The 24,431-nt window shown below is 68.9% G+C and carries 20 protein-coding genes and 1 riboswitch; of the genes, 7 read left to right on the plus strand and 13 right to left on the minus strand.

The features are described 5' to 3' along the window. Positions 1 to 40 precede the first annotated feature (40 nt). On the plus strand, positions 41 to 748 hold the full coding sequence (gene hemQ, locus BLQ73_RS16780) for a hydrogen peroxide-dependent heme synthase (protein WP_338056633.1): 708 nt from the start codon (positions 41 to 43) through the stop codon (positions 746 to 748). Positions 749 to 1,059: 311 nt separating this feature from the next. Here the strand turns inward: hemQ and msrB are convergent, their stop codons facing one another. After that, positions 1,060 to 1,461, minus strand: coding sequence for a peptide-methionine (R)-S-oxide reductase MsrB (gene msrB, locus BLQ73_RS16785; protein WP_093171398.1), 402 nt, complete (start codon positions 1,459 to 1,461; stop codon positions 1,060 to 1,062). Positions 1,462 to 1,558: 97 nt separating this feature from the next. Here msrB and ligD point away from each other — a divergent pair, with 97 nt between their 5' ends. Further along, positions 1,559 to 2,569, plus strand: a complete 1,011-nt coding sequence (gene ligD / locus BLQ73_RS16790; RefSeq protein WP_093171399.1) for a non-homologous end-joining DNA ligase — start codon at positions 1,559 to 1,561, stop codon at positions 2,567 to 2,569. Positions 2,570 to 2,610: 41 nt separating this feature from the next. On the opposite strand, the gene BLQ73_RS16795 is transcribed toward ligD, so the two are convergent. From BLQ73_RS16795 to BLQ73_RS16850, 12 genes are all read right to left on the minus strand, one after another. After that, the gene (locus BLQ73_RS16795) at positions 2,611 to 3,675 is read right to left on the minus strand and encodes an ATP-dependent DNA ligase (protein WP_093171400.1); all 1,065 of its coding nucleotides are present in this window, start codon (positions 3,673 to 3,675) and stop codon (positions 2,611 to 2,613) included. Positions 3,676 to 3,677: 2 nt separating this feature from the next. Further along, on the minus strand, positions 3,678 to 4,397 hold the full coding sequence (locus tag BLQ73_RS16800; protein WP_093171401.1) for a pyrimidine reductase family protein: 720 nt from the start codon (positions 4,395 to 4,397) through the stop codon (positions 3,678 to 3,680). Between the two features lie 263 nt (positions 4,398 to 4,660). Further along, positions 4,661 to 6,160: an amidase gene (locus BLQ73_RS16805; protein ID WP_093171402.1), complete on the minus strand. Its 1,500-nt coding sequence runs from the start codon at positions 6,158 to 6,160 to the stop codon at positions 4,661 to 4,663. Further along, positions 6,157 to 7,923 carry an amidohydrolase gene (locus tag BLQ73_RS16810; RefSeq protein WP_093171403.1) on the minus strand — a complete coding sequence of 589 codons (1,767 nt, stop codon included), beginning with the start codon at positions 7,921 to 7,923 and terminating at the stop codon, positions 6,157 to 6,159. Before BLQ73_RS16810 ends, BLQ73_RS16805 begins: the two co-directional genes overlap by 4 nt. 112 nt (positions 7,924 to 8,035) lie before the next feature. Further along, complete coding sequence (gene glgX, locus BLQ73_RS16815) at positions 8,036 to 10,150, minus strand: glycogen debranching protein GlgX (protein WP_093171404.1); 2,115 nt, start codon at positions 10,148 to 10,150, stop codon at positions 8,036 to 8,038. A 107-nt stretch (positions 10,151 to 10,257) separates the two neighbouring features. Beyond that, positions 10,258 to 10,686: an OsmC family protein gene (locus BLQ73_RS16820; RefSeq protein ID WP_093171405.1), complete on the minus strand. Its 429-nt coding sequence runs from the start codon at positions 10,684 to 10,686 to the stop codon at positions 10,258 to 10,260. Positions 10,687 to 10,867: 181 nt separating this feature from the next. Continuing rightward, positions 10,868 to 11,866, minus strand: coding sequence for a coiled-coil domain-containing protein (locus tag BLQ73_RS16825; protein WP_093171406.1), 999 nt, complete (start codon positions 11,864 to 11,866; stop codon positions 10,868 to 10,870). A gap of 303 nt (positions 11,867 to 12,169) precedes the next feature. Further along, the gene (locus BLQ73_RS16830) at positions 12,170 to 12,910 is read right to left on the minus strand and encodes a DUF1707 SHOCT-like domain-containing protein (protein ID WP_093171407.1); all 741 of its coding nucleotides are present in this window, start codon (positions 12,908 to 12,910) and stop codon (positions 12,170 to 12,172) included. Between the two features lie 259 nt (positions 12,911 to 13,169). Further along, positions 13,170 to 13,913, minus strand: a complete 744-nt coding sequence (locus tag BLQ73_RS16835) for a sirohydrochlorin chelatase (protein ID WP_093171408.1) — start codon at positions 13,911 to 13,913, stop codon at positions 13,170 to 13,172. 160 nt (positions 13,914 to 14,073) lie between these two features. Next, entirely contained in the window at positions 14,074 to 14,754 is a 681-nt protein-coding gene (locus BLQ73_RS16840) for a phosphoadenylyl-sulfate reductase (RefSeq protein ID WP_420820019.1), read from the minus strand. Between the two features lie 44 nt (positions 14,755 to 14,798). Then, positions 14,799 to 14,942: an Insertion element protein gene (locus BLQ73_RS34095; RefSeq protein WP_093171410.1), complete on the minus strand. Its 144-nt coding sequence runs from the start codon at positions 14,940 to 14,942 to the stop codon at positions 14,799 to 14,801. Further along, positions 14,939 to 16,621, minus strand: coding sequence for a nitrite/sulfite reductase (locus BLQ73_RS16850; protein WP_093171457.1), 1,683 nt, complete (start codon positions 16,619 to 16,621; stop codon positions 14,939 to 14,941). The genes BLQ73_RS34095 and BLQ73_RS16850 overlap by 4 nt, the downstream gene beginning before the upstream one ends. 510 nt (positions 16,622 to 17,131) lie before the next feature. Here BLQ73_RS16850 and BLQ73_RS16855 point away from each other — a divergent pair. From BLQ73_RS16855 to BLQ73_RS16875, 5 genes are all read left to right on the plus strand, one after another. Then, the gene (locus tag BLQ73_RS16855) at positions 17,132 to 18,109 is read left to right on the plus strand and encodes a YihY/virulence factor BrkB family protein (RefSeq protein ID WP_093171411.1); all 978 of its coding nucleotides are present in this window, start codon (positions 17,132 to 17,134) and stop codon (positions 18,107 to 18,109) included. Beyond that, positions 18,103 to 18,183, plus strand: a riboswitch (ZMP/ZTP riboswitch). Its footprint overlaps the gene before it by 7 nt. A 44-nt stretch (positions 18,184 to 18,227) precedes the next feature. Beyond that, positions 18,228 to 19,475, plus strand: a complete 1,248-nt coding sequence (gene glyA, locus BLQ73_RS16860) for a serine hydroxymethyltransferase (RefSeq protein ID WP_093171412.1) — start codon at positions 18,228 to 18,230, stop codon at positions 19,473 to 19,475. Between the two features lie 251 nt (positions 19,476 to 19,726). Next, positions 19,727 to 19,960 carry a hypothetical protein gene (locus BLQ73_RS16865; RefSeq protein WP_093171413.1) on the plus strand — a complete coding sequence of 78 codons (234 nt, stop codon included), beginning with the start codon at positions 19,727 to 19,729 and terminating at the stop codon, positions 19,958 to 19,960. Further along, positions 19,957 to 20,400 carry a hypothetical protein gene (locus BLQ73_RS16870; protein WP_093171414.1) on the plus strand — a complete coding sequence of 148 codons (444 nt, stop codon included), beginning with the start codon at positions 19,957 to 19,959 and terminating at the stop codon, positions 20,398 to 20,400. Before BLQ73_RS16865 ends, BLQ73_RS16870 begins: the two co-directional genes overlap by 4 nt. Positions 20,401 to 20,853: 453 nt before the next feature. After that, positions 20,854 to 24,399: a carboxypeptidase regulatory-like domain-containing protein gene (locus BLQ73_RS16875; protein ID WP_093171415.1), complete on the plus strand. Its 3,546-nt coding sequence runs from the start codon at positions 20,854 to 20,856 to the stop codon at positions 24,397 to 24,399. Positions 24,400 to 24,431 lie beyond the last annotated feature (32 nt).

The raw sequence follows: 24,431 nt of genomic DNA on the forward strand, positions 1-24,431 counted from the left end.
GAGCGGCTCGCGCCCGGCTGGACGCGTCTGATTCGGAAGGGTGAGGAAGACGAACGACACATCGCGGCCCAAGGCACGCGACCTCAACAACGTGATCCGCTACACCATGTGGTCGGTCTTCAGGGTGCGCGAGCACTGCCCCGACGCCCGGGACTCCCTCGCCGTCGAGGTCGACGAGCTGCTGGCGCAGGTCGCCGAGAAGGACGTCGTGACCCGTGGCGTCTACGACGTGGCGGGGTTCCGCGGCGACGCGGACTACATGTTCTGGTGGCACGCGGCGACGCCAGAAGCCCTCCAGGAGGTCTACACGCGGTTCCGCCGCACCCGGCTCGGCCGTCTCAGCGAGCCGGTCTGGTCGGCGATGGCGCTCCACCGCCCCGCGGAGTTCAACAAGTCGCACATCCCCGCCTTCCTGGCGGAGGAGGAGCCCCGGGCCTACGTCAGCGTCTACCCGTTCGTCCGGTCCCTGGAGTGGTATCTCCTGGACGACGCCGACCGGCGCAGGATGCTCGCCGAGCACGGCATGATGGCCCGCGACTACCCCGACGTGCGCGCCAACACCGTGGCCTGCTTCTCGCTCAACGACTACGAGTGGATGCTGGCCTTCGAGGCCGACGAACTGCACCGCATCGTCGACCTGATGCGCACGCTGCGCGGTGCCGAGGCCCGTAGGCACACCCGTGAGGAGACGCCGTTCTACACGGGGGCGCGTAAACCCGTGTCCGAACTGGTCGCCTCGCTGCCCTGACCCGCTTGACCCGCTTGACCTGCTTGACCTGCTTGACCCCGTGGGGCCCGGAAGGACGTCCTTCCGGGCCCCGCCACGTTCAGCGCACCCTCACCCGTGTCTTGCTGCAGAGGCAGCAGCGCTGCACCATAACGTTTCCTATGCTTTCGATGGTTTCCCATCTGTGGCGCAGGTGCAGACGTATCTTGCCCAACGACTCCACCGTTTCCCCGTCCGGTTTTCGAACCCCCAACCGAGTACCCAACGGTGAACGCGTCAACCAGTCCCCCAGTTTGCTATAGGTTTAAAGATCGGCTACGTTCCGCCGAACGCTAGGATGACGAAGCCAGGCGCAGCGAGATCGAGTTGATGCAGTAGCGGTCGTCGGTGGGTGTCGGATAGCCCTCACCGTGGAAGACGTGCCCGAGGTGGGAGTCGCAGCGGGCGCAGCGCACCTCGGTGCGCACCATGCTGTGGGAACGGTCCTCGATCAGCACGACCGCCTCCGACTCGCTGGGCTCGAAGAAGGACGGCCAGCCGCAGTGCGAGTCGAACTTCGCCTCGGATCTGAAGAGCTCCGCACCGCAGGCGCGGCAGGAGTAGACGCCGACGGCTTTGCTGTCGGTGTACTCCCCGGTGAACGGACGCTCAGTGCCGGCCTCTCTGAGCACGTGGAACTCTTCAGGCGTGAGTTGCGCCCGCCACTCCGCGTCGCTTTTGATCACCTTGTCCATGTAATCAGCCTACGGGTGAGATGCCACCGATCCGGCTTGGCGTGGCCGGGGCATGAGTTCCGGTTGGCCGAATCCAGGTGCGGGTAGCGTCTGAAATGTGGCATCGCCGTACATCGAACTGGACGCCGGGGGACGGACGGTCAAGGTCAGCAACCCCGACAAGATCTACTTCCCGGACATCGGGGCGACCAAGCGCGACCTGGTGGAGTACTACATCAGCGTCGGTGAGGGAGCCGTACGCGCCCTGCGCGACCGGCCCACCTATCTCAAACGCCATCCCGACGGCGTCCACACCGAGGCGATCTACCAGAAACGCCTCCCCGCACGCCACCCCGACTGGATGCAGACCGTCACCGTCCGGTTCCCCAGCGGGCGCAGCGCCGACGCCCTCAAAGTCACCCAGGTCGCCGACCTCGCCTACTGCGCCAACCTCGGCACCATCGACTTCCACCCCTGGCCCGCCCGGGCCGGCGACCTCGACCACCCCGACGAACTCCGCATCGACGTCGACCCCCAGCCCGGCACCGATTTCGAACACGCCCGCACCGTGGCCCTCGCCGTACGCGACCTCCTCGGCGAACTCGGTATCACCGGCTATCCCAAGACATCGGGCAGCCGCGGCATCCACGTCAACGTGCGCATCGAAACCCGCTGGACCTTCACCGAAGTACGGCACGCCGCCATCGCCCTCGCCCGCGAAATCGAACGGCGCGCACCCGACCTCGTCACCACCGCCTGGTGGAAGGAGGAACGCGGCGAGAAGGTCTTCATCGACTACAACCAGAACGCCAGGGACCGCACTGTGGCCGCGGCCTACTCCGTGCGCGCCAAACCCCACGCCCCCGTCTCCACCCCGCTCACCTGGAAAGAGCTCGAAACCGCCGACCCGGACGCCTTCGACCTGCGCACCGTCCCCGTGAGATTCGCCGAACTCGGCGACGTCCACGCGGGTATCGACGACCAGGCGTTCTCCCTGGCCACGCTGCTGGACTGGTATGAGACCGACGAACGCGGCGACATGCCCTACCCGCCCAACTACCCGAAGATGCCCGGCGAACCACGCCGCGTCCAACCCAGCAAAGCCCGCCGCGAACCCGACGGCCGGTAGCCTGCCGAGACATCCCCCCGCGGGGCGGGTCGGCGCGGGCGTCAGCGGGCCAGGATGGCGTCGAGGTCGTAGCCGAGCGGCCGTTCGAGCTGGCCGTAGGTGCAGGAGGCCGGGGTGCGGTCGACGCGCCAGCGGCGGAACCTGGCGGTGTGGCGGAAGCGGTCGCCCTCCATATGGTCGTAGGCCACCTCGGCCACGAGCTCCGGCCGGAGAGGGATGAACGACAGGTCCTTCTTGGCGTTCCACCGCGACACCGCGCCCGGCAGGCGCTGCCCACCCGGCTGCTCCGCCCACGCGCCCCACGGGTGTGCGGCCAGGTCGCCCTCGACGTACGGCGCGAGCTCCGTGACCAGTTCCGCGCGGCGGGCCATGGGGAAGGCCCCGGCGACGCCGACGTGGTGGAGCACCCCCGCGTCGTCGTAGAGGCCCAGCAGCAGCGAGCCGACCACGGGACCGGACTTGTGCTCCCGGTAGCCCGCGATCACCACGTCGGCGGTGCGCTCATGCTTGACCTTGAACATGACCCGCTTGTCCGGCATGTAGCCGAGGTCGCCGGGTTTGACGATGATGCCGTCGATGCCGGCGCCCTCGAAGATCTCGAACCACTCGGCGGCCTGCTCGCCGTTGGTGGTGACAGGCGTCAGCCGTACGCTGCCGCCCGCATGCCCGAAGATCTCCTTGAGACGGGCGCGGCGCTCGGCGAACGGCGCCTCCATGAGGCTGTCGTCGCCGACGGCGAGCAGGTCGAACGCGACGAACCACGCGGGGGTCTGCTCGGCGAGCAGCCGCACCCGGGACGCGGCGGGATGGATGCGGTTCTGCAGCGAGTCGAAGTCGAGCTCGGCGCCGCGCCGGATCACGATCTCGCCGTCGAGGACGACACGCTCGGGAAGCTCCCGCCGTACGGCGTCGACCAGCTCGGGGAAGTAGCGGGTGAAAGGCCGCTCGTTGCGGCTGCCGAGATGGACGTCGTCGCCGTCGCGGAACACGATGCAGCGGAAGCCGTCCCACTTCGGCTCGTAGAACAGCGTGCCGTCCTGCGGCGGCATGGTCTTGACCGCTTTGGCGAGCATCGGCGCGATCGGCGGAAGGACCGGCAGGTCCATGGTTACCCCCGGACGTACTTGCAGAAGAGGAACCCCTCCTCTTCCAACAGATGGGCCAGCCCCATGGTGAGCTGGCATATCTCTCCGTTGAGTATGCGTGCCGCCCCGCCGCCGATGAGCATTGGGCTCAGGGTGAGGCAGAGCTCGTCGAGCACTCCCGCGGTGGCGAGCTGCCCGTTGACGCGCGGACCGCCTTCGCACAGGACGCGCGTCAGGCCGCGGGCGTGGAGCTCGGCGACGGCGCGGGCGAGGTCGACGCGGTCGTCGCCGGCGATGACGACGTCGGCGGCCTTGGCGGCTTCGCGCCGCCGGTCGGCGGGGGCCGACTCGCACGTGATGACGATGGTGCGGGAGCCGGCTTCGGTCTCGGTGAACAGCGGGCTGGCGAGGTCGACATCCAGACGGCGCGTGATCACGGCGATGGGGGGTGCGGGGGTGCGCCCGGAGCGGAGTTCCTCCCAGGAGGAGCGCGGCCGGGCCGGGCCGTACGCCTCGGTGCGCACCGTCGACGCGCCGACCAGGATCACGTCGGCAAGGCCCCGCAGGACGCCGAAGATCCGCCGGTCGCCCTTGCTCGACAGCCCTCCCGACAGGCCCTTCACCCACGCGCCCCCGTCGGAGCTCGCCACCATGTTGACCCGCAGCCAGGGGCGGCCCTCCGGGTAGGCGTAGGCGAGCGGGATGTCCACGTCAAGGTCGGGTTCAGGAAGGAGTCTGCGCACGTATCCACCTTGGCACAGGCGTGTCGCGCACGGCGGCCCGGGTAGCGGGGCGGATTCGGCAGGGGATGTGCGCAGTGTTACGCATCCGGCATGCCATGTGCTGAAGGGGGAGGATGTCCCCTCACGGCGGTACGGCTCCCGTGCCCACGAATGGCGACGTGCGAAGGGGCGCCTGCGGAAAGGTCCGCCGCCCCGGCCGGGGCGGCGGACCTTCTCGCAGGACCTCGCAGGACCTCGCAGGACGTGCGGCGATCTCCGCTGTTTCAGCCTTGGAGACCGGGATAGGTGTGGTGCCAGGGCCGCAGCGCCTCGAACGCGGCGCTCGCGGCGAGCACATCGCCGTCGTCGCGCCGCCGTCCGATGATCTGCATGCCGACCGGCAGCCCCGCAGCGGTGAGCCCCGCCGGGATCGACGCCGCCGGGTGCCCGGTCAGGTTGATCAGATAGGTGAGGCACCAGCCGAGCAGCGGGTCGACCGGCTCACCGTTGACGTGGGTCGGGCCCTTGGTGTCGCCGTCGTCGGTGTTGAGCACGGCGGGCACGCCGACCGTGGGGGTGACCAGGAGGTCGTAGTTCCCGAACACGTCCTGGATCGTGTCGAAGACCTGGCTGCGTATCAGCTGCGCCCGCGACAAGTCCAGCGCCGTCAGCCGGTAGCCGGTCGCGACGGACTCGTGGATCTCGCGCGGCAGATCGTCGGGGTGGTCCCTGATCAGGTCGATACCGGAGGATTTGAGGTTCTCGACGGTCTCCATGTTCTGGACCGCGATCAGGTTGTTGAACATGGCGGTCAGCTCGGTGTGGCTGTGGCGCAGGTCGATCTCGACCTGCTCGACCGTCGCCCCCGCCTCCTCGAAGGCGAGTACGGCTTGCGCCACCGTCTTGGCCACCTCCGGGTCGACGGGGTAGGCGCCGAAGTCCGGGCTGTAGGCGATTCGCCAGCCTCGCACCGAGCGGCCGAGGTGAGGGGTGAAGTCGGACGGCCGTCCGGCGCTGAACGGGTCGCCGGCGTGGAATCCCGACATCACGTTCAGCCCGATCGCGGCGTCCCGCACATTCCTGGTGATCGTGCCTTCGTGAACGAAGGGGCCGACGCCTCCGAAGGCGTTGGGCCGGATCACGGCGGGGACCCGGCCGGCCGACGGCTTGAAGCCGTACAGCCCGCACCAGGACGACGGAACCCTGATGGACCCGCCGGCGTCGGTGCCCTCCGCGAACGGGACCATGCCGTCGGCCACGGCCGCGGCGCTGCCTCCCGAGGACCCGCCAGGGTTCCTCGCCGTGTCGAAGGGGTTCCTGCTCGGCCCGAACATGGGGTTGTCGGTGGTGCCGCGCAGCCCCAGCACGGGCGCGTTGGTCTTGCCCACGATGATGGCCCCGGCGCGCTCCATGCGCTCGGCCCACAGGCAGGAGAAGTCCGGGGTGAAGTCGGCGAGCGCCCGTACGCCACCCATGGTGGAGACCCAGCCCGGCTTGAAGTCGAACAGGTCCTTCATCGCCGTCGGAACGCCGTGGAATGCTCCAAGTTCGGCGCCCGAGGTGATGTCGCGCTCGGCGGCGCGGGCACTGTCGCGTGCCTCGTCGAACCTCTGGTAGATGAAGGCGTTGATCACGGGGTTGCGCCGTTCGATCCGGTCCAGGAAGGCGTCCATCACCTCCACGGGCGACAGTTCGCGACGGCGGATCCGGTCGGCCAGTTCGGCGGCCGGCATGAAGTGCAGCTCGTTCGGCGCCTGCTCCGGCGCCTGCTCCGACGCTGTCATGATTCCTCCAGAAGGTCTGCGAACCGGTCACGGCCATGGACCGCGCGGCCACCGACAAAGGTCGCCAGCGCCTTGATGTCCTTGATGTCATTTTCCGCGCACGTCATCGGGTCGCCGTCGAAAACGGCCAGGTCGGCCAGCTTGCCCGCCTCCAGCGAGCCCAGCTCGTCCTCCATGAACAGCGAGTAGGCCCCGTTCGCGGTGAAGATGCGGATGGCCTCCTCGCGGCTGATCCGCTGGTGCGCGCCGAGCACCTCCCCGGTGAGCCCGGTGCGCCGCGCGAGCGACTGCCAGATCGTGAACATGGGGTCGTGCGGTCCCCAGTCGGTCTCCTGGCAGACCGGCACCCCCGCGTCGAGCCACCAGCGCAGCGGGACCGCGTTGTCGGCGAAGTCCGGGCCCATGCGGTCCACGAAGAGCTCGGCGCCCTTGCCCCAGATGAAGTTGGTGGTGGTCGTCGGGATGACGCCGAGGCGGGCGCACTCCTGGACCTGGTCGAACGTGGCGAACTCCGCGTGCTCCAGCACCCACCTGCGGTCCCGGATGGGGATCTCGCGGTCGATCTCGCCGAGCGTGTCGAGGAAGAGTTGGATCGCTCCACGCCCGCCGGCGCACGTGTGGATGCGCAAGCCGTACGACGCCACCATCTTCAGGATGGTGCGGTAGAGGTCCGGCGGGATGATCGACGCCGGCATGATCTCGTGGCCGTAGGGGCCGGGGTAGGGGCGGTCCGACCAGCCGGTGCCGTGCCAGTGGGGGCCGTCCACGCCGATGCCCACCCCGGTGATGCCCACGCGGTTGTTGCCGAAGCCCTTACCGCCCGCGAAGGAGAGCATGCGCAGCATGCGATCGATCTCGGGGAGGGGGAGCGTCCAGTTGATCTCGAAAGTGTAGAACATCCTGAGCGGCAGGTCGAGCTCGGCGTACGCCCGGAGCTCCTCGGGCGTGGTCAGGTGGTTCTCCAGCAGGGTGGTCGTGCCGCCCGCGGTGAAGTCGGGGGCCATCATGCGGATGCCGTCGCGGATCATCTCGTACGTCGGCGGCGGCACGAACTGCGTGAGCTGCTGGAAGAAGCTCGACGGGTTGTAGATGGGCTGCATATAGCGCAGCTCGCCCGTGGGCCACCCGGTGGCCGGGTCGCGCACCACCTCGATGCCGTCCAGGTAGAAGGCCGTGTCGGTGATGCGGACGCGCCGGCCGTCGCCGTGCGGCACCGTCCCGTCGAGCAGCCCCGCGAGGCGCAGCGCCTCGCTGTTGAACAGCGCGCTGTTCGGCACGCGGTTGGTGGGCGCGGTGATGTAGACGGGGTGCCGGGGCGCCGCCGCGTCGAGCTCCGCTCGGGTGGGGAAGCGGCCCTCGGCGAGGCCGCCCGGCACGTTGAAGAAGTACGGATGGTCCCCGACGGGCGTGGTGAGGATGGGGCTCCCCTCGGGCACCCGCTGCGCGGCGGCCCGGATCCGATCGCAGATCTCGGCGGCGGAGCGGGCCCCGTTGAGGTCGACCCAGTGCTTTTCGATGCTGAAGTAGCCGAGGTGTCCGTGCGTGTCGATGATGCCGGGGAGCACGGTGGCCCCCTCTAGGTCGATCACGCGGGTCGCGCCGCCGGCGAGCGACCGGATCTCGTCATTGTCCCCGACGGCGAGGAGCCGTTCGCCCCGGATCGCGACCGCCTGCGCGGTGCGGAACTCGGCGTCGACCGTGAGGACGTTCCCGTTCACCAGGACGGTATCGGCGGGGGAAACTGGCGTGGGCTTGCTGGCCATGACACCCCTAAAAAAGGCCTAATGGTTATGCGCTGTTCAGCCTCACATGGCAAAACTTCCATGTCAAGGCCGTCAAAGGCGCGTAAACATGTATACCTTTTTGGGGGGGCGTTTAGGCCCGCGGCTGACGCAGGAGCCGCAGGGAGCGGGCCACCACGGGCAGGGTCTCGCCGGGCCCGAAGGAGGAGCCGCCGTTCTCCTCGGCGGGCTCCTCGTCGGCCGTGTCGATGACAGGGAGCCACACCGCGCCGAACTCGGGACCGGGCAGCGTGAACGCCAGGTCCTCGTGGTGGGCGTTGATGAGCAGCAGGAACGAGTCGTCCACGATGCGTTCACCCCGCGGCCCCGGCTCGGTGATCGCCCCGCCGTTGAGGTAGGCCGCCAACGACTTCGCATATCCGGTCTGCCAGTCCGCGGCGGACATCTCCCCACCGGACGGCGTGAGCCAGACAAGGTCGTGTGCGCCGTCGCCGGCGCTGCTGCCCCGGAAGAAACGGCGCCGCTGGAAAACCGGATGCCTGCTCCGCAGCTCCGCGAGGAACCGGATGAAGGCCAGCAGGTCGGCCTCGGGCTCGGCGAGAGACCAGTCGACCCACGAGATCTCGTTGTCCTGGCAGTAGGCGTTGTTGTTGCCGAGCTGGGTGCGCCCGAGCTCGTCGCCGGCGAGCAGCATCGGCACGCCCTGCGACAGGAAGAGCGTGGCCAGCATGTTGCGCCGCTGCCGCCGCCGCAGCCGCGTGATCTCCGGGCGGCCGGTCGGGCCCTCGACGCCGCAGTTCCACGACCTGTTGTCGTTGGTGCCGTCGCGGTTGTTCTCGCCGTTGTCCTCATTGTGCTTGCGGTCGTAGGAGACCAGGTCGGTCAGCGTGAAACCGTCGTGGCAGGTCACGAAGTTGATCGACGCCACCGGGCGGCGGGACGGCGCGTAGAGGTCCTGCGAGCCGGTGAGGCGGGAGGCGAACTCGGGCAGCGCCGACGGGCTGCCCCGCCAGAAATCGCGAACGGTGTCGCGGTATCTGCCGTTCCACTCGGTCCACAGCGGGGGGAAGTTGCCCACCTGGTAGCCCCCGGGCCCGACGTCCCACGGCTCGGCGATCAGCTTGACCTGCGAGATCACCGGGTCCTGCTGGATCAGGTCGAAGAACGCCGACAGCCGGTCCACGTCGTGCAGCTCTCGGGCGAGGGCAGCCGCGAGATCGAAGCGGAAGCCGTCCACGTGCATCTCCAGCACCCAGTAGCGCAGCGAGTCCATTATGAGCTGCAATGCGTGGGGTGACCGTACGTTGAGAGAGTTGCCGCAGCCGGTGTAGTCGAGGTGATATCTGCGGTCGCCGTCGTGCAGGCGGTAGTACGCGGCGTTGTCGATGCCGCGGAACCCGAGCGTGGGGCCCATATGATCGCCCTCCGCGGTGTGGTTGTAGACCACGTCGAGGATCACCTCGATGCCCGCCTCGTGCAGGGCGCGCACCATCGCCTTGAACTCGGTCACCTGCTCGCCGCGCTGCCCCGTCGACGCGTAGGCGTTGTGCGGCGCGAGATAGGCGATCGTGTTGTAACCCCAGCAGTTCGTCAGCCCCCTCGCCACCAGGGCGTGCTCCGGCACGAACTGGTGCACCGGCATCAGCTCGACCGCGGTGACGCCGAGACCGACCAGGTGCTCGATCACCGCCGGGTGGCTGAGCCCGGCGTAGGTGCCGCGCTGGGCCGCCGGCACGGCGGGGTGGCGCATGGTGAGCCCCCGCACGTGCGCCTCGTAGATCACGGTCCGGTGGTACGGCGTGCGCGGCGGCCTGTCGTTGCCCCAGTCGAAGAACGGGTTGACCACCACGTTCTTCGGCATGAACGGCGCGCTGTCGTCGGTGTTGAGCGCGGTCGGATCGGTGAACCGGTAGGAGAACAGCGACTCGTTCCAGAGGATCTCGCCCTCGACCGCTTTGGCATAGGGGTCGAGCAGCAGTTTGGCCGGGTTGCACCGGTGCCCGCGCCCCGGATCGAACGGCCCGTGCACGCGGTAGCCGTAGCGCTGCCCCGGCATCACCCCCGGCAGGTAGCCGTGCCAGAGGAAGCCGTCGACCTCGGGCAGATCAATGCGCTCCTCGGTGCCGTTGCCTGAGAACAGGCACAGCTCGACGCGCTCGGCGACCTCTGAGAACACCGAGAACCCCGTGCCCACGCCGTCCCAGGTCGCTCCGAGCGGGTAAGACTCTCCTGGCCACACTTCGCGCATGTGCACCCATTGTCCACGCTCGGGCGTGCGCGCGTGCGTCAATCACGCGCGACACGCCCATGCGCCCCGGGTCTCGGCCGCGTGGCGGAAGCCCGGGGCACGGCGGATCAGCTCAGCAGCTCGGCCTGCAGCGTGATGGTCGTGCCTGCCAGGGCCTTGGAGACGGGGCAGTTGGCCTTCGCGGTCTCGGCGGCGGTCTGGAACTCCTCGGCGCTGATGCCGGGGACGTTGGCCCTGACCGAGATCACGATGCCGGTGATGCCCTCGCCGGGCTGGAACGTCACGTCGGCGCGGGTCTCGACGGTCTGCGGCGGGGTGCCCGCCTGGGCCAGGCCGTGGGACAGCGCCATCGAGAAGCAGGACGAGTGGGCGGCGGCGATGAGCTCCTCGGGGCTCGTCTTGCCGTTCGCCTGCTCCGCGCGGGAAGGCCACGAGACGTCGAAGGTGCCGACGCCCGAGGAGTCCAGGGACACCGTCCCGGAGCCGTCCAGCAGCGCGCCCTTCCACTGCGTCGTCGCGGTGCGGGTGGTCGCCATATCAGATCTCTCCCTAGTCGCTTGTGCTGCACGGGGTTGCTGTGCGTGTCCGAGCCTATTCCCCCCGGGCGGGCACACGGATCACCGCGTCGGCGTTCAGCCGTACGGCGCCGCCGGGCCGCCCGCTTCTATGCAGCTGTGGGGCTTACGCGGCTGGTAGAGCCTCTACGGCTAGCCAGAGCTAGTAGACGGAGATGTGCGGGTGGTCGTAGTGGTTCGCGGTTGCCCCGCCGCGGTCGGACATGTAGCGCCACGAGCCGGTTCGCACGTGCCAGATGCGCTGACGGTAGATCACGTACATGATGCCGAGCCGCTTGGCGTTCTTGATCACCCAGTTGGAGATGTCGTGGCCCCGCTGGATCTCCCGGGATCCCGGCATCGAGCCGCCGTGGCTCAGCATGAAGTCGCAGGCCCGGCCGAGCGGATGCTCGCCGCCGTCGTTGATCGCGCGGTAGCAGCCCACCCCGAAGGGCACGCCGAAGCGTTCCACGATGAGGTTCCTGACCAGGCGCATGCGGGGCGTGATGTTGTCGGGGCCGCCTGGAAGCTGGGGGATGAAGGTGCCGTTGGGGCGCATCCCGGGCGTCGGGTAGAGAAGATCGATCCTGTCTTTGATCTTCACGATGGTCTTCTCGGCGTCTTTCCGCTGCTTCTCAAGGGTGTCGAGGGCCGTGCGGAGGTCCGAGGTCTTCTGGCTGGCCTCCGTCTGCGCCTGCTGGTGGGCGTCGCGGATCTGGGTGTAACTGCTCAGACGCGCGTTCTGCGCGGCCACCATCTGCTCGGCGAGGGCCATCTGGCCCAGTACGGCGCGCGGGTCGTTGCCACCGATCAGAGCGGCGTTGGGTTCGAATCCACCGGAACGGTGGCGTTCAGCGGCTATGAGGCGGATTTCCCGGGCCGCGACGTCGAAGCGGCGCTGCGACTCCCCCAGCTTCTTCTTGGCGTCGCGCTCATCCTTCTCGGCCTTCTGGAGCGTTCTGCGGCCCTCGTAATACCGTTTGATCAGCCCGTCGGACTCCTTTTCGAGCTGTTTCAGCTCCTGCTTGAGCTGTTTGGCGCTCGGTTTGGGCTTGGCGTAGGCCGCGGCGGGCACGCAGGCCGCGACCGCGGCGGCCGTCAGTGAGGCGGCCAGGACCCGGGCCACGCCATGTCCACGGGCGCCCTGGGACACCACGACCACGCCTTTTCTCCTCCCGACGGCGGCGGCAGGCCGCCGTGCGACTGCCCCCAAACTCCGACGAACGATAGTAGAGGAGGCTTCGATCGGTCGTGCATTACAGCAAATATGGCATTTGTCTCGTATGGGTGACGCGTGCCTCGCCCGGTGCCGTCATGCCGCCGTCACACCGCCGCCGAACTGCGGCGACATCGAGAGATTGGGAAGACGGGAAATCGGCAAACCTCGGAGAGGCTGGGGAAGCAGGGAAGGTGCGTACGGCGAAGCCGCCGGACCCAGGCGCGGCGCATTCGCGCGCGCCTTACGTCAACCCCAGTGGCGGGGCCTGTCCTGTGGCAGCCCCTGCGGCGGCGACCCATGATGGGGTGGCCCGTGGTGCGGCGGCAGGCCATGCCGTGGGGAGCCGTCCTCGAGGAGCTCCCGCCGTACCTCCTGGAGCTTCTCCCGCCACGCCGACCACTGCAGCGCGACGGGGCCGGCGTGGGAGTCGCCCACGACCTTGACATCGCCCAGCACCGCATAAGCCTTGATCCGGATCAAGGGCACGTTCATCCCCGCCGGGGCCTCCTGGACCTTGAGCTTCTTGTCGCCCATGATGGCGATGCCCTCAAGCTCGACGTCGACCCCGTCCGGAACGATGATCTTCACGTCGCCCATCACCGCGGTGGCCACGATGTCGATCTCGTTGCCCCGCACCTCGGCCTGGCGGAGGTCCAGCGTGACATCGCCCATGACGGCGACCGCGCCGATCTCGTGATCGATGCGCCATTTGCCCTTGCGCTTGGAGTCGCCCATCACCGCGACGAACCACTTCCGGGCCTTCCCGCCGCGCTCCTCGCGTGCAGGGAGCGGCATGGCGGTGCGCGCCGCGGGCAGGTCCGAGGTGATCACCACGAGCTCGGCGCGGGTCTGAGCGGTGTAGGCGGCCCCGGTGCGCTCGGTCAGCTCGGCCAGCGTCAGCCGTCCTTCGACGGATGCTTCACGCAGACGCTCGACGACGGCCTCGCGCTCAGCATCGGAGGCCCGAATGAGACCCGGATCATTCACCCCTTGAATCTAACCCGTGCGTAGCGTCCCACTCCTCATCCGTAGGGAGGAAACTCCTACATACTCTGACGGACCGGTGAAATGTTGAAATGGTGGGAGTGGCGACGCCGAGGCATCCTGGCCCGCGCTGTTCCGTCCTGATAGTGCGGGTGACGTTCGGAGATCGGGAACGCTTGGGTGGCACGCGCCCGCGGTGCGCACCGCAGGCCTGAGGCGGGGCGTTCACCGGCGTGATGCGGTGAACGCCCGGCGGTGTCGGTCAGCCCGCGATGAGGGCGGGAGCGCTGCGCGCGGTCTGGTCGTGGCGTTCCAGGAGGAGGGCGGCGAGTTCGGGGGCGTCGCCGAGGACGTCGGCCACGGTGTCGGCGCCGGCGGCCAGCGCGGTGTGCCGCACCTTGTCGGAGAAGTAGCCGGGGGCGAGCAGGTAGGGGGCGACAACCACGCGGGGAGCGCCGGCGTGCAGGAGGCGCGCGACCTCCTGGGCGGGGGTGGGAGATGCCGCGGAGGCGTAGGCGGGGCTCACGGCCCACCATCCGCGCTCGCGCGCCCAATCGCGGGCCGTCCTGGCGATCACGGCGTTGGCCTCGGCGTCGCTGGAACCGGCCGACACGAGCACGACGGCGGTCGACGGGTCGCCGATGAGCACGCCGGCCTCGCTGAGGCGGCGCTCCAGCGCCCGCACGAGCAGAGGGTGGGGGCCGAGGGTGGGGCCGTAGTGCACACGGCGCAGCGGCTCGCGCAGCTCGGCGTCGCGCAACGCGGCGGGGATGTCCACCTTGCTGTGGTAGGCCGCGGTGAGCAGGAGGGGCAGCACCACGGCCTCGTCGAGGCCGTGGAGGGCGTGCCCGAGGGTGGGGGGAGCATGGTCGAGGTAGGCGCCGCGTACGGCGAGGCCCGGGCGGGCCCGCCGCACGCGTCTCAGCAGGGCTTCGACGGTCGCGGCGGCACGCGGGTCGCGCGATCCGTGCGCCACCGCGATCAGCGGGATCTCATGTCGGGACATGTCGTGTGTTTAGGCCATTCGCTTGGGAGCATGGGACCGCATCGGGAGGAGCGAGGCCGACCCGGCAGACGGCCCCGCCCCCGCAGGCACGGGCCTGTGCCTGCGGGGTGAGCTGTGCCGTACGAGGTGGCTGTGCCACGCGAGGCGGGCCGGGTGCCGGTCAGATGTGCAGTCCGCACTCGGTCTTGCCGAGGCCGGCCCAGCGTCCGCTGCGCGGGTCCTCGCCGGGCGCGACCTGGCGGGTGCAGGGCGCGCAGCCGATCGACGGGTAGTTGTCGTAATGCAGCGGGTTGATCAGCACCCCGTTGTCGGCGATGTAGTTGTCGACGTCCTCCTGCGTCCACCGCGCGATGGGGTTGACCTTGACCATCTGCCGCTTCTCGTCCCACTCGACGACCTTGATCCCGGCCCGTGTGGCGGCCTCGTCGCGGCGGATGCCGGAGATCCAGGCGAGGTAGGGCTCCAAAGCCCGGTTCAAAGGCTCCACTTTGCGCAAATAGCAGCACAAATCGGGGTTGCGTCCGAACAGCCGGGGGCCCAGGTCCCGCTCCTGCTCGGCCACCGTACGCGAGGGCATCACGTCGATGACGTTGACGTCGTAGACCTGCCGGACGGCGTCACGCGTGCCGATCGTCTCCACGAAGTGGTAGCCCGTGTCGATGAACAGCGTGTCCACACCCGGCTTCACCCGGCTCACCAGGTCGATCAGGAGCGCGTCGCTCATGGAGGCCGTGATGCACAGGCGGTCGCCGAAGGTCGCCGCCGCCCACCGGATGATCTCGCGGGCCGAGGCATCCTCCAGGAACACCGCCGCCGAGGCGACGATGTCCTGGATGTCCATGACTCCACGCTGCTGCTTCAGTCCGATCTCGATGTCCACGACGCTCATGTGCGCACTCCGATCCCGAGGAACTTCAGCTTGAAGGCGCGGGCACAGGACCTGCAGTACCACCCGCCGTCGGTCTCGTAGGGTTCGAGGTCTTCGTCACCGCAATAGGGGCAGTGGAAGGGGACGGCGCGCTCCGTCATTTGAGATCCGCGTCGTCGGCCCGTTGGACCCAGGCGGCGAAGGTCTCACCGTCGGTCTTCTGCGCCTCGAAGTTGCGGACCACCCTCTCCACGTAGTCCGGCAGCTCCTCGGCGGTGGCCTTGAGCCCGCGGACCTTCTTGCCGAAGGTCGGGTTGAGCCCGACGGACCCGCCGAGGTGGATCTGGAAGCCCTCCACCTGCTCGCCCTGGTCGTTGACCACGAGCTGGCCCTTCAGGCCGATGTCGGCCACCTGGATGCGGGCGCAGGAGTTGGGGCAGCCGTTCACGTTGATCGTGAGCGGGTCCTTGAAGTCCGGAAGCCGCTGCTCCAGCTCGTCGATGAGCCCGCTCGCCAGGTTCTTGGTCTCGACGATGGCGAGCTTGCAGTACTCGATGCCGGTGCACGCCATCGTCTGGCGGCGGAACGTCGAGGGGTTGACCTGCAGGTCGGCCGCCTCAAGCTCGGCCACCAGGCTGTCGACCCGGTCCGGGGCGACGTCGAGGATGACCATCTTCTGCTCGACCGTCGTGCGCACCCGCGACGAGCCGTGCCGCTCGGCGATGTCGGCGATCAGGTGCAGGGTGTCACCGTCGAGACGCCCCACCCTGGGGGCGAAGCCCACATAGAAGTTGCCGTCGCGCTGCGGGTGGACGCCCACGTGGTCGCGGCGCCCGCCGCGGGGTGGCGCGGGGGCCGGGCCGTCGGGCAGGGCGTAGCCGAGGTATTCCTTCTCCAGGATCTCCCGGAACTTCTCCGGCCCCCAGTCGTTGACCAGGAACTTGATGCGGGCCCTGTGGCGCAGCCTGCGGTAGCCGTAGTCGCGGAACACCCCGCAGACGCCCGCGTAGACCTCGGGCACCCGCTCCTCGCTGACGAAGGTGCCGAGGCGCTTGCCGAACATGGGGTTGGTGGACAGGCCGCCGCCCACCCACAGGTCGTAGCCGCGCTCACCGGCCTCGTTGACCACGCCCACGAACGCCACGTCGTTGATCTCGTGGACGGTGCAGTGGGCGGAGCACCCGCTGACGGCCCCCTTGAACTTGCGGGGGAGGTTGGAGAAGGCGGGGTCGCCGATGTAGCGCTCGAGGATCTGAGCGATCGGCTCGGTGCCGTCGATGGTCTCGTCGGCATCGATGCCGGCCAGCGGACATCCGATCACGACACGCGGGGTGTCGCCGCACGCCTCCGTGGTGGACAGGCCGACCGCCTCCAGGGCCTCCCAGATGGCCGGGACGGATTCGACCTCGATCCAGTGCAACTGGATGTTCTGCCGGTCGGTGACGTCGGCGGTGCCCCTGCCGTACTTGTTGGAGATGTCGGCGATCACCCGAAGCTGTTCGAGGCTCAGCTGCCCACCGTCGATGCGGACGCGCAGCATGAAATAGCGGTCGTCGAGCTCCTCGGGCTCAAGGATCGCGGTCTTGCCGCCGTCGATGCCCGGGCGCCGCTGGGTGTAGAGGCCGAACCAGCGGAAACGGCCCCGCAGGTCGGAGGGGTCGATCGAGTCGAAACCCCCCTTGGAGTAGATGTCGATGATCCGCTGGCGGACGTTGAGTCCGTCGTCGTTCTTCTTGTTCTCCTCGTTCTTGTTGAGGGGCTCGCGATAACCGAGTGCCCATTGGCCTTCGCCCTTGGGTCGCTTGTGGTGCCGGCTGGCTGGCCTGGCCGGGGTCGTCATGTGCGCGTCCTTCATCTCAAAGGGATCTCGGCGTCGTGGACGCGCGGCACAGGCGACCTCCCGGCTCATCGTCGAGTGCGGGGGTCAAGGGTGAGATTCAAGACACCTGGCGCGCGCCCTGCTGAAGACAGACGGGTGCGGATATCAACGGGCGTCGCAACAGATGGCACTGCGGACACGCAGGAAGTCGACGTGGCGTCGCACGACGAGCATCGGGTCCGTAGGCATGCCCAAAACCATACCTGGCACGACTGGAATGTCCAATGCCGGGTCCACCATTCGGATGGGCGCCGGTCCGGGCGGCCTCGCCGGGACGTACGCACCTCCCGTGATGTGGGCCGGGGCCCGCATCGCCTGCGCCGGCGGGCATCCGGGGGTCTTTCGGCGGAGTCCAACGATCTTCCAGGGCCGCGGACGGGGGCCTGACGGGCCTTTGACGGGCCTTTGACGGGTACGGAAAAAATTCCTGATGGGCGCAGGGATGCAAGGTGTGGCAATACCGTTAGGTCCATGACGTCCACGGAGGCGCCCACGCCCGCGACACGCCGCAAGGAACGTGTGTCGCGGCGGGCTGCGATCCGCGCCAGGGCGGGGCTCACGTGGGTGCGCGGCACGGACGCCTGGGAGCTCCTGCGCTCGACCACGATGGCCGGTGTCACCTACCGCGTCACCGGCCTGGCCGGAGAGGCGGCCTTCTTCGCCCTGCTGTCGCTTCCCCCCTTCGTGCTGGGGCTGGTCGGTGTGCTGGCCCATCTGAGCACCGTGCTCGGGGAGTCGACCGTGGTCGAGATCCGCGGCTGGGTAGAGCAGCAGGCCCATCTGCTGTTCACCGACAACGCCGTCGACAGGGTGGTCACGCCTCTGATCGACGACGTGCTCAGAGGCGTGGACCAAGGCACGGTGTCGCTGATCTCCCTGGGGTTCGTGTTATCGCTGTGGTCGGGGTCGCGGGCGCTGTTCGTGTATGTGGACTTGATCTCGGTGGCCTACGGCCTGGGCGAGGAGCGCGGCATCATCCGCACCAGGCTCATGTCCTTCGGGCTCTACCTCGTCGCCCTGCTGATCGGCATCACCGTCATGCCGGTGCTGGTGGTCGGGCCGACCCTGCTGTCGGCGGCGCTGCCGAGCCAGGTGGCGTGGATCAGCCTGCTCTACTGGCCGGTCGTGGTCGCCGGCTCGGTGCTGTTCTTGACGCTTCTTTACCATGTCAGCGTGCCTGTGCGCACCCGGTGGTGGCGCGAGTTGCCAGGAGCGGTGCTCGCGTTGTTCATTTGGATTGTGTGCGCCGCCGTACTCCGGGCGGTGCTGGCCGCGTGGTTCAGTCCCCTGTCGGTGTACGGCTCGCTCGCCGCGCCGGTGGCCGTTCTGCTGTGGCTCTACATCACGGCGCTGGCCGTGCTCATCGGGGCCACCCTCAACGCCGAGGTGGACAGGTTGTGGCCGGTGCAGGGGACCGCTCGCACAGGTCGCGGGTCCGCTATCGTCTAGGACGCGACCGGCGCATCGAGGTGGGGCACCACCGGGGAGCTGAGACGCGGGGACCGAGCGCCTGGGTCCTCGCGCGACAACCAGGACCATTCGCGGGATATCACATCAAGGAGGGGCAATGAGCCTCGCTCAGGTAGACCCGGAGATCGCCGGTCTCATCGCCGCTGAGGAGCGCAGGCAGGCCGACACGGTCAAGCTGATCCCTTCGGAGAACTACGTCTCCAAGGCGGTCCTCGAGGCCACCGGCACTGTCCTCACCAACAAATACTCCGAGGGTTACGCGGGCAAGCGCTACTACGAGGGCCAGCAGGTCATCGACCAGGTCGAGACCCTCGCGGTCGAGCGTGCCAAGGCCCTGTTCGGCGTCAACCACGCCAACGTGCAGCCCTACTCCGGTTCGCCCGCCAACCTGGCGATCTATCTCGCCTTCCTCAAGCCGGGCGACACCGTCCTCGGCATGGGGCTTCCCTTCGGCGGCCACCTCACCCACGGCTGGTCGGTGTCGGCCACCGGCAAGTGGTTCAACCCGGTCCGCTACAGCGTGCGCCAGGACACCGGCCGCATCGACTTCGACGAGGTCCGCTCCCTCGCGCTGGAGCACCGGCCCAAGCTGATCTTCTGCGGTGGCACGGCCATCCCGCGCACGATCGACTTCCCGGCCTTCGCCGAGATCGCCCGTGAGGTCGGCGCGGTGCTCGCGGCCGACATCGCCCACATCGCCGGCCTCGTCGCCGGCGGCGCCCACCCCTCGCCCGTGGGCCACGCCGATGTGATCTCCACCACGACGCACAAGACGCTGCGCGGCCCCCGCGGCGCCATGCTCATGGCCGACTCCGACGAGCACGCCACCGCTCTCAACAAGGCCGTGTTCCCCGGCCTGCAGGGCGGCCCGCACAACCACACCACCGCGGCCATCGCGGTGGCGCTCAAGGAGGCCTCGACCGACGCGTTCAAGGCATACGCCCACCAGGTGGTCGCCAACGCCAAGGCCCTCGCCGACGAGCTTCTCGCCCGCGGGTTCGACCTCGTCTCCGGCGGCACCGACAACCACCTGATCCTGATCGACCTCACCTCCAAGGGCGTCGCGGGCAAGCCCGCCGCCCAGGCGCTCGACCGGGCAGGGCTGGAGACCAACTACAACTCGGTGCCCTACGACCCGCGCAAGCCGTTCGACCCGTCCGGCATCCGCATCGGCACCCCGTCGGTGACGAGCCGCGGCATGGGCGAGGCCGAGATGCGCCAGATCGGCGCGTGGATGGACGAGGTCGTCACCGCTCTCGCCAAGGGCGACGCCGAGGATGTCATCGCCCGTGTCCACAGCGAGGTGAGCGAGCTCACCGCCGGCTTCCCGACTCCGGGGCTGTAGAACCTCCGGGTCCGTTCACCCATACGGTCCGTACGGCGGCGCGGGTCTCCCTCGGGAGGTCCGCGCCGTCGGTGTCTTCAGCCCCGTTCCCGTGGTCCCGTTGCGGTGGTCCCGTTGCGGTGGTCCGGTCGCCGTGGCAGGGGTGACGAGGCGCGACTCTAATCGCCGCACTCCATGCAAAAACGACGGGACTTTGTTCGCGTAAGCGTCCACGTGGACCATGTGAGTATGACTACATTACCCTCGTGAGTATGACCAAGAAGATCACGATCAGCCTGCCCGACGATCTGGCGGAGGAGGCCCAGCGGTCGGGTAACGCTTCTGGCTATATCGCACATGCCCTGCGCGAACAGCGGAGGATCAGAAACGGCATGGCGGCCCTCGACCGCCTGTTCGGGGCCGGCTGGCAGGAGCAGGTCAGCGACTCCGACCGGCGGCGCGCCGAGAGCCTGTTCGACGAAGCACACCGGCAGGAGGCGGGGTGAGGGCCGATGGGGGAGACGACGGGCTGACCGGCCACATCCTGGACCTCGCGGCCGTCTGGCATTTACTCGACGGCAAAAGCCAATACGGTCGCGAGATCGTGCGGCAGTCTGTCATGCGCAACACCACGCTGCTGCTGCCCGCCCTCGCCGCCGAGCACCTGGCCGCCATGCGGCCCGAGCAGGCCGAAGGACTGCTCGCGGTGCCGGTGGTCACCATAGGAGCCCTGACCGAGGCCGACGCCGTCGGCGCGGGCCGGGTCGGGGCGCAGATGCTGGAGAACCTTCGCAGAGTTCCCCGCGCGGTCGACGCCGAGCTTCCGGCCGTGCTCGCCGGGGCTCATGCCGTACTCCTGTCGGAGGCCCGGGGCGGATGGCGGGTCATCACCGCGGCACCGTCCCTCTACGACGGGCTCGGCGTGCGCCTGGAGATCCTTCCCTAGCGCCGGCGGCGGCTCGGCGGACGTGCGCCGTCCGACGGCGGGGTCTCGCTGATTCGCGGCAGTCCACGGGGATCGTTCCGTTGAACGGTTGTACTGGGCCATGCGCCGGCAATGCGATGTCCAGAATCCGATAGAGGGCGCTTTTCTAGTCGGGTGTTTTTCGCCTCTCGGTCGAGGCTGCGTTTCCATCGGGTGATGTTTAGAACGCGGTAAAGGTGTTTTCCCGCTGGGAGGCGTGCCCCGGGCCGTATCTCCGCCTTAAAGAACAGTCAAGATCGGATACGATCTGGGATTTGTTCCGCAAGGAGCGCTCCAGAATCTCTTGATTTTATTTCTTGCCATTTTACAGCGGTCCACATATTGCAATATTCACACCGTCGGTCCACGATTCTCCAGCGATTTGTAAGATCAATCACTTCGTCCCGGGCTACCGCCTGGCGTGAAGGAGATCGTGTGTCCAAACCCCCCACGCGATGGCGGGCGGCCTTGACCGGGACCGTCGCCGCCCTCGCTCTCTTGGTGCCCGCGGGTGTGGCGCAGGCGGCACCCGGCAATGACAAGATCGACAAGACCGTGCTGGGCAAGGGCGAGAAGTCGTTCCTGGTACGGCTGAAGGCGCAGGCCGATCTCACGGCGGCGCTCAAGGCCACGAGCAAGGCCGACAAGTCCGCGGAGGTGTTCAAGGCCAAGGCCGCGTCGGCGGACGCGTCCCAGGCGGACCTCCGCCGACTGCTCACCGACCGCAAGGCGCGGTTCACTCCGTTCTGGGTGGTCAACGTGGTCAGGGTGACGGGTGACGCCGCACTGGCCACGGAGATCGCCAAGTTGCCGGAGGTGGAGCGCGTCGAGGCCGACCCGGTCGTCACCATGCCCGAGCCCGCGCGCGCAGCCGAGCCCGCCAAGGCGCACGCCAAGGTCGACGCGGTGGAGTGGAACATCGACCGGGTCGAGGCCCCGAAGGTCTGGAACGAGTACGGCGCCCGCGGCGAGGGCGTCGTCGTCGGAAGCATCAGCACGGGCGTGGAGCTCGACCATCCCGCGCTCGCCGCGCAGTACCGCGGCAGGAAGATCGACGGGACCGTCGATCACAACTACCACTGGTATGACGCGACGCGGACGTGTGCCGGGGGCACCCCGTGCGACGTGGACGGCGCGGGGACCGGCAACCTGGGCGTTGTGCTCGGGGCGGCGGGCACCGACACCATCGGCGTGGCTCCGAAGGCGACCTGGATGGCCGCCAAGGCGTGCGGGGTCGGATGGCATTGCTACGCCGGAGACCTGATCGCCGCAGGCCAGTGGATGCTCGCGCCCACCGACCTGTCCGGCCGCAACCCGCGCCCGGACCTGGCCCCAGACGTCATCGTCAACACCTGGGCCATGCGCAACGACAGCGACAGCCCCGGGGCGGGCTACCACCGCATCTACAAGGAGATCGTCGACGCGTGGACCGCCGCGGGTATCTTCCCGGCGCTCGACAACGGGTACAGCTATTCGACGACCTGCGGAGCCTCTTACCCTCGGCCCGGCGGCAACGTCAACGCCTACAGCGCCGGCGCGTTCGACGTCGACAACAAGATCTACTTCCAGTCGGCGCTCGGGCCCGGTGAGAACGGCGAGGTCAAGCCCAACATCGCCGCGCCGGGCGTCGCCGTACGCACGGCGGCGAAGGGCGGCGGCTACGGAGTGGCGACCGCCACGCATCTCCCGGCCGCCCACGTGGCGGGCGCGGTGGCGCTGCTGTGGTCCGCGGTGCCGAGCCTGCACCGCGATCTTCCCGGCACCCGGGCGACGCTGGACGGTGGCGCGGTCGACGTCGAGGACACCACGTGCGGCGGCAGCGCCGCGAAGAACAACGTATGGGGTGAGGGACGCCTCTCCGCCTATGCCTCTGTCCGCGGTGCGTCCCAAAGGGGCGTCGGCGGGCTGCGCGGCAAGGTCGCCGCTCAGAGCGGGACTCCGCTCGGCGACGCCGTTGTCACCGTCGCCGCTCCGCGTCCCCGCACGGCCGTGACCAAGGCCGACGGCACCTACGAGTTCCCCCGCCTGGCCGCCGGCGCCCACCAGGTCACGGTGAAGAAGCTGGGGTACGGCGAGGCCACCGCCTCCGTCACCGTGGCGGAGGGCACGCCGACCCTGCACGACGTACGGCTTGCCGCCGTGCCTGTGCGCACCGTGTCGGGCAAGATCACCGCGGACGGGGAGCCGCAGCAGGGCGCGAACGTCACCGTGGTGGGAACGCCGGAGAGCGTCGCGACCGACGCCTCAGGCGCCTACCGCATCGCGGTGCCCGACGGTGACCACCGGCTTCGGGCCACCGTGACGAGCGGCTGTGCCGGCGCGGCCACCGTGCCGGTCGCGGTGAACGGGGACCTCGTCAAGGACATCGCTCTGCCGCGCCGTGAGGACGCCTTCGGCTACACCTGCTCTATCGGCAGCGAACCCTTCGTCGGGGGTACGAACCCGGTGAACGACACGATGGGGGCCTACCCGGTCTCTCTGCCGTTCACCTTCCCGTTCTACGACGACGCCTACTCCTCACTGCGGGTGGGCCGGCAGGGGTACATCGTCTTCGAGCCTTACGGCGACATGATGGAAAACCTTCGTGTTCCCACGTATCTAGGGCGTCAAGGAGCGATCTATCCCTACTGGGATGACCTTCTGAAGAACCCGGAGTCCGGCATCTACACCGCCACACTGGGAACGGCGCCCAACCGCACCTTCGTCCTGGAATGGCGTGACTACTCGGTGCGGGCGGACCCGAACTCCCGCCTCTCCTTCTCGGCTCTCCTTGGTGAGAACGGCTCGATCGAATTCCGCTACCGGGGTGTCACCAACGCCCACACCGCCGGAGGCAGCGCCACCATCGGCTTCGAAGACGACAAGCGGGGCATCGGCGGAGGTTTCTCCTATTCCTTCAACGAGCCGGTGCTCGTCGACGGACAGAGTCTGACGTTCGCCCCATCCAGGCACGGAGTGCTGACCGGCACCGTCACCAACGCCAACGACGGCCAGCCGGTGGCCGACGCGACGGTCAAACTCGGCGACCACGTGCTCGTCGCCACGGACGCCAACGGCGGGTTCATCAGGCACGCGCCGGCCGGAGAGCACACGGCCTCGGTCGTGAAGGAGCACTACGCCACGTTCAACCGCAAGCTCACCGTCGAGGCGGGCAAGCGCACGGCCTTCGAGGCGGCCCTGCCCACCGGCAACGTCAAGGCCGTCAATGGTGAGGTCGAGCTGGTGATGCCCGCCGGCACGACGAGGAGCGGCGCGTTCACGATCACCAATTCCGGCGCCGCCACCGAGTACACGGTGGTGAACGACACCTCCACCTGGCTGTCGGTGACCCCGGCGAGCGGCACGCTCGCCCCCGGCGCGTCGGTGACGGTCAACGTCACAGGTAGCAGCGCGGGCCTGCGCCCCGGCGCGTTCCGCACGGCCAGGCTGCTGGTGCGTTCCGTCAGCGCGAGGAAGCCGGACATCGAGATCCCGGTGACCGTGGTGGTGCCCAGGCACAGTGTCGCCGTGGACGCGGGCGGCTCGCGCGAGGTCACGGACGCCGTGGGCGACCGCTGGAGCGCGGACCGCGCCTACGCGGCGGGCGGCTTCGGCTATGTGGGCGCCCAGAGCCGTACGCACACCGCGACGGCGGCGATCCGGGGTACGGCGGAGCAGGAGCTGTTCAAGACCGCGCGCGAGGCGATGACGGAGTACCGCTTCGACCAGGTGCCGAACGGCGTCTACACGGTCGAGCTGGGCTTCGCAGAGACCCGCGCGATGCGGGGCGGGCAGCGGGTGTTCAGCGTGTTGGCCGAGGGCCGGTACGTGGTGCCGGCACTCGACCTGGCGCAGGAGGTCGGCGTCAGCGCGGCGACCACCAGGCGCTACACGGTGAAGGTGGCGGACGGGCAGCTCAACCTGCGTTTCGCCCCCCGGAGCGGCAGCCCTCTCGTCAACGCGATCCGGATTCTCGAGCGCCCCGATAAGACCAGCCCCTGACGTGGCTGCATGGGCCCGCCCGCGACGGGCGG

The sequence above is a fragment of the Sinosporangium album genome (assembly GCF_900100605.1).
Lineage (GTDB): Bacteria > Actinomycetota > Actinomycetes > Streptosporangiales > Streptosporangiaceae > Sinosporangium > Sinosporangium album.